The sequence below is a fragment of the Thiocapsa sp. genome (genome assembly GCF_011390875.1).
Classification (GTDB): Bacteria; Pseudomonadota; Gammaproteobacteria; order Chromatiales; family Chromatiaceae; genus Thiocapsa.
In genome coordinates, this window is record NZ_JAABRP010000251.1 from 1 (window position 1) to 6,003 (window position 6,003).

At 64.9% G+C, this 6,003-nt stretch carries 4 protein-coding genes; all 4 read right to left on the minus strand.

Annotated features, from left to right (window positions below; translation table 11 throughout):
• On the minus strand, nucleotides 1–1,232 hold a 1,232-nt coding region (locus GPT33_RS16355), incomplete at its 3' end, for a DUF945 family protein (protein ID WP_296810965.1).
• Nucleotides 1,229–3,208 carry a 1-deoxy-D-xylulose-5-phosphate synthase gene (dxs, locus tag GPT33_RS16360; protein WP_296810969.1) on the minus strand — a complete coding sequence of 660 codons (1,980 nt, stop codon included), beginning with the start codon at nucleotides 3,206–3,208 and terminating at the stop codon, nucleotides 1,229–1,231. The genes GPT33_RS16355 and dxs, both read right to left, overlap by 4 nt.
• A gap of 371 nt (nucleotides 3,209–3,579) precedes the next feature.
• Nucleotides 3,580–4,914 (minus strand): glutaredoxin domain-containing protein, encoded by a 1,335-nt coding sequence (locus tag GPT33_RS16365; protein ID WP_296810972.1) that lies wholly within the window; start codon nucleotides 4,912–4,914, stop codon nucleotides 3,580–3,582.
• Nucleotides 4,915–4,983: 69 nt separating this feature from the next.
• On the minus strand, nucleotides 4,984–5,919 hold the full coding sequence (locus GPT33_RS16370; RefSeq protein WP_296810975.1) for a LysR family transcriptional regulator: 936 nt from the start codon (nucleotides 5,917–5,919) through the stop codon (nucleotides 4,984–4,986).
• Nucleotides 5,920–6,003: the final 84 nt, after the last annotated feature.

Genomic DNA, 6,003 nt, shown 5'->3' on the forward strand with positions numbered 1-6,003 from the left:
GGCTCCGAGGTCGGCAGAGCCTTGTCTTCGAGCCCGGGTTCGAGCGAGCGCGCGATCCAGTCCAGTGCGACCGCCTCGGGCAGCTCAAGATCGCCGTCGGCCCGCAGCAGGATCACCCAATCGACGACACCCGAGGTCAGCCGGCTCGGTGTATCGGTGCCCGGGTCCAAACGCAGATCGAACCGCCCCAATGCAAGACCGTCGGGGGTCTCGATCCGAATCGGCTCGACGCCGATCCGCGTCGCGCTTTCGATGAAACGCGGGGCCAGACTCGCGATCAGGCCGGCCGTGATCAGGCCCCGCATCTCCTGCGCGACCTGGTCGGTGGCCAGCAGGCGAATGCCCTCGCCCAGATCGGCGAGCGCCTCGGCGTCCAGACGCTCGCCCGAGAGGCCGAGCTCGGATCGACCGTAGGTCATGGAAGCCGTGGCGAGCTGCTTCGCGGCGAGTCCAAGACGCAGATCCAAGAGACCCTCGCGAAGCGTTCGCGACAAGGTCGCCGAGAGGCCCTCGATCCGCAGCGACGGCGGTGCGGTTGCCGCCGAGCCAACCGCGCCATCGACCTCGACCAACGCCACCTGCAAGCGACCTGTGCCGGAAGAATCATCGGGCCGATCGACCTCGAAGCGAAGATCGGACAGGCGGGCGAGCGGACCCGTGGGTGTGGTCACCACACCTTCAGGGAGCGTCAGCCGAACCTCGACGGCCTCCTGACCCGAGGACACGACCAGATCGCCGTCAAGCGGCCCGTGTCGCAGCCCCATCACCTGTGCCGTCGGCAGGGTCTCGCCCGGCGGCACCCGCAGCTGCATCCGGCCGGAGCCGTCTGCATACAGATCGATGCTCATCGGCAGCACCGGCAGTGCAACCGCGAATCCCTGGAGCTCAAGCCGGGTGTGAACACGGCCGAGGACGGGCGGAAGGCGTGTGGTTAGCCAGATCCATGGCCCTTGCTCGATGCGACTGTCCAGTCGAATCCGGATAGGACGCAGTGGCGCTTGCACCGCCGAATCGGGGTGGATCAGCACCTCGAAAACGGCACTGGAGGCGAACCAGCCTCGGTTGTAGCTGTTCTCCAGGATCTCCGGGTCCGGCAGATCCTCGATGAGACCGGCCAGGAGATCGTCGTAGCCGACCTTGGCCAGGTATCCGAGCGCGAGAGGACCGACCGCGAGGAACAGGCCGAGGAGGATCGCGATCGTCAGGACCGCCCCGCGGAGAAATTGCCTCATGCGGCGCCGGCGCCCTGATGTCTGACTCGGGGGGCTCCGCCTGCGGACCCGGCGTCCGCGTCCGTCGAAAGGTCACGATCGGGAAACCGAAGCCCGTAGGCGTCGCGCACGGCGGCAAGGATACCGTCGGCATCCAAAGCACAGGCGGCGAGTTGTTGGGCATGCTCGGCGTGATCGATATAGCGATCCGGCAGCCCGAGATGCACGCATGGGATGTCGATTCCCTCGGCGGCCAACCACTCGGCCACTCCGCTCCCGGCGCCTCCGGCGATGCTGTTCTCCTCGACGGTCACCAGGAGGTCATGGCCCTCGGCCAGGGTCCGGATCAGCGCTTCGTCCAGCGGCTTGACGAAGCGCATATTGGCCACTGTCGCATCCAAGGTCTCCGCTGCCTTCAATGCGGGCGTCACCATGCTGCCGAAGGCGAGCAGGGCGACCCGGCGACCCTGCCGGACGACCTCGCCGCGACCGATCGGCAGGGCCGGCGCCTCGGGGTCGATCGCCACGCCCGGCCCGTTGCCGCGCGGATAGCGAACCATCGCCGGGCCCGGATACTCGTAGGCGGTCCGAAGCATGGCGCGACACTCGTTCTCGTGGGCCGGGGCCATGATGACGAGCTTGGGAAGCGGCCGGCTGAAGCTCAGATCGAAGCTGCCGGCATGGGTCGCGCCGTCCGCGCCGACCAGGCCGCCGCGGTCGACCGCGAAGGTCACGTCCAGCCCCTGCAGACAAACATCGTGGATCAGCTGATCGTAAGCACGCTGCAGAAAACTCGAGTAGATGGCGACCACGGGTTTAACGCCCTCGCAGGCCATCCCCGCCGCCAAGGTCACCGCATGCTGCTCGGCGATCCCGACGTCGAAGAAGCGCTCCGGGAAGCGTTTCGAGAAGACCGTCAGGCCCGAGCCCTCGCACATCGCCGGCGTGATGCCGACCAAGCGCGGATCGGCCTCGGCCGTGTCGCAGAGCCAACTGCCGAAGATCTGTGTGTAGGTCGGGCCTTTGGACGCGCCCTTGCGCAGCTCGCCGGTGCGTCGATCGAACGGTGTGACGCCGTGATAGGTCACCGGCTGGCCCTCGGCAGGCTCGTAGCCGTGGCCTTTCTGGGTGACCACGTGAAGGAAGCGCTGACCGCGCATCTCCTTGATGTTGCGCAGCGTCTTGACCACCGAATGCACGTCGTGACCGTCGATGGGGCCGATATAGTTGAACCCGAGCTCCTCGAATAGGGTACTCGGCATCAACATGCCTTTCATGTGCTCTTCCCAGCGTCCGACCAAATGACGCAGCTGCGGCATCCCGCGCAGAGCGGTCTTGCTGCCCTCGCGCATGGTCGTATAGATCTTGCCCGACAGCAGCCGTGCGAGATGGTTGGTAATGGCACCGACGGGCGGCGAGATGGACATCTCGTTGTCGTTGAGGATGACGACGAGATCGATATCCATCGAGCCCGCGTGGTTCAGCGCCTCGAATGCCATGCCGGCACTCAAAGCTCCGTCGCCGATGATGGCGACGGCATCGCGATGCTCGCCTTGTTGTTTCGCGGCCAAAGCCATGCCGAGCGCGGCACTGATGGAGGTGCTGGAATGGCCGACCCCGAAGCAGTCGTACTCGCTCTCGCAGCGCTTGGGAAAGCCGGAGAGTCCGTCTTTCTGGCGCAAGGTGGGCATGCGATCGCGCCGCCCGGTCAGGATCTTATGCGGGTAGGCCTGGTGGCCGACGTCCCAGACCAGCCGGTCGCCGGGGGTGTCGAAGACGTAGTGCAGACCGACCGTCAACTCGACTACGCCGAGGCCGGCAGCAAGATGACCGCCGGTTTGCGAGACGGTGTCGACGAGATAGCCCCGCAGCTCGTTGACGACCGAAGGCAGCAGATGCTCCGGCAAGGCGCGAAGATCCGCCGGGGAGTTGATCGAAGCCAGCAACGGATAGCGGTGCAGGGTGATACCGGTGTCACTCGAAGGGCGGTCGGGCATGGTCGGCATTCGCGCATAGCTGAGACGGTCGGGTAGTTTAGACGAATCCCCGCGCGGCTGCTAAACCGCGTCCAGAGCGAGGGGCTCACTCTCGAGTGAGTTCGGCGTTTGGTGCATCCACGGCCCTTAGCGGGGACGCGGTTTAAAATTTAATATTTTTTAATACCTTAAACCACGCCGGCTCCGACGGTTGTCGAAGCCGGCGTGGTCAAGCCAATCCAACAAACTACGCATATCGCACCGGGCGCGGTTTAATCGACAGTTCCTTTGTTCCTCTTGGCCCCTGCCGCATCGGCATGGACATCGAGCCGACGCGCAGGGCAACGGCCGGAGGCGGCGTCGGCCGAAGGAACCCGACCGGCCCACCGGTCTCAGGCGGCGGGTTTGCCGAAGACGGCGACGAGACTCGTCGTCCCGAGTGCGAAGAGCAGCAGAAGCACGCCGACGCCCGGATGGACGAGCATCTCGGGCGCCAGCAACATGACGCCACCCAGCCCCAGCATCATCAGACCCGAGAGGAGCTTGAGGATCCGCCCCTGCCGTTCGGTGAGTTTTTTCGCCCCCAGCGTGAAGGTGAAGACCAGAACGATGGCCAGAAGGGGCAGGACGTAGATCAGATTGTAGAGTGCCAGATACCCGTAATAGCCCGGCGCGGAAAGGTCATGAAGTGTCAGTACACGGGTGTAGACCATCGGGAACCCCGCCGTGCAGAGCAGCTCGTAGCTGTTCGCCGCCAACGCCAGGACGAGCGTTCCGATCAACATGGCTCCGAGACGGTCGGCCGCGAGCAAACGGCGCATCCGCGCGAAAAGACCGGGCTTCGCATGGTCGGGGATCGAGAGGCTCGGTCCCCGACGAAAGAAGAAATAGTCCTTCACGTTCAGCCCGCCGACCAGGAGCGCGACCAATCCGGCGACCGTCGTCACCACCGCCGCCCCGCCGACGACCAGGAAGAGGTTCAGCCAAGCGGCCATGAACAGGAAATAGACCAAACCGGAAAAGAGCACGAAGGTGCCGCCGATCAACAGCATCCGCGCCCGACTGCGGGCATGGACCATCAGACTGAGCAGGAAGAAGAGGACGAAGAAGGCGCAGGGATTGAAGGCATCGAGCCCGGCCAGCACCAGCGTGAAGACCGGCAGCGACATGGCCGCGGGATCGAGGTCTCCCAAGAGCGGTACCCGGATGCCCTCGACGGGGGGCGACACGGAACCCTCGGCCTCGACCGTGCCGCCCTGCCCCGCAATCTGGAGACAGAATCGCGCCAGCCCGACCAACTGCGCCCCGACCCCATCGGCGTCGTCGAATCCGGTCAGCATCCGCCCGCACACGAAGAAGGCCGGCACCGAGCGGGCCTCTTCGCCCAGCGCGGCGGCCATCTCGACGTAGCGCCGGACATGCGCACGATCGGCCGCAAGCTCGTAGGACCGGACCTGGATCCAAGGCGCCTCCTCGCGCAGCCTGTCCAGAAAACCCAGGGCCTCTTTGCAATGCGGACAAGTCTTGGACCAGAAGATATAGAGCGGGACGCTGATTTCGCCGCCGGTGTCGGTCACTACCCAATCCGGGACGGGATTGGCGAGCGGATCGACAAGCCGGTCGGACGACGCCGAAAAGACGACGCTCGGCAGCATCGACAACGAGGCTAGAAGGAGAAACCGCAAGAAGCTCGACAAAACCATCATCAACACCGCAGGTGGGACCATCTGCACCGGGCCGCCGCGACCGTTCAGGTCACCCGACAACTTGCTTTTTCACGCGTTTCTCGAGCGGCATCAAGCGCCATCTTCCGACAACCGAGAGAAACCTTTCGGCGGGGCAATGAGCGCGGCCTCCGTCAACACGAACTCCCGAAAGGCGTTGGCCGCCGGCGAGAGACGCTTGCCCCGACGATAGACCAGGTACCACTGCCGCTGATCCGGAAAACCCTCTACATCCAACGTGACCAGCCGCCGGGTCTCGAGCTCCAACTCGATCGTATGCAGAGACACCACACTCAGCCCCAGTCCGGAGCGAACCGCCTGTTTCACGGCCTCGTTGCGGGTCATCTGCATTCCGTGACGGATGACCAAACCGCGCTCGCCGAAGAAGCGCTCCATCGTCTGTCGCGTCCCCGAGCCGGCCTCGCGCATCACGAAGATCTCGTCGGCCAGCCGTGCCGGGCTGATCGCTCGCTCGCCCGCGAGTGGATGGTCGGGCGGCGCGATCACCACCAGCGGATTCGCCATAAATGCCTCGGACTCGACCTCCATGTCAGTCGGAGGCACCCCCATCAGCACGAGATCAACCGCGTTGTCGTAAAGCATGCGCACCAGCTGCTCGCGATTGGTGACATCGAGCTGCAGACCGATCCCCGGGTAGCGCTGCTGGAAGATCGCCAAGAGCCGCGGCGCAAAATAGTTGACCGTGCTCGCGACCGCAAGATGCAGCCGACCGCGGCTGACCCCTTTCAGGGACTCGAGCACCTCTTCCATCTCCTGGAGTGCACTGTTGATGGTCCGGCCGTACTCGTAGACCTCCCGACCGGCCTCGGTCAACAGAATGCGATTGCCGAGACGCTCGAACAGCGGAAGTCCGGCTTCTTCCTCGAGCTGACGCACCTGCATCGAGACGGCAGGTTGACTCAGATGCAGCTCCTCGGCCGCTCGCGTGTAACTGAGGTGGCGCGCGACCGCTTCGAAGACCTTGAGTTGTCGGAGTGAGACGTGCACGCGCGTTTGTCCTCTTTCTACTTAGCCTCCTGCCTCCTGCCTCCTGCCGCCTGCTTCCTGCCTCCTGCCAGCTATCGCCTGTCG

Bases quoted from the DNA above. Each gene is read 5' to 3' on its own strand.
- GPT33_RS16365 (WP_296810972.1), bottom strand. From the start codon at position 4,914: ATGGTCCCACCTGCGGTGTTGATGATGGTTTTGTCGAGCTTCTTGCGG.
- dxs (WP_296810969.1), bottom strand. From the start codon at position 3,208: ATGCCCGACCGCCCTTCGAGTGACACCGGTATCACCCTGCACCGCTAT.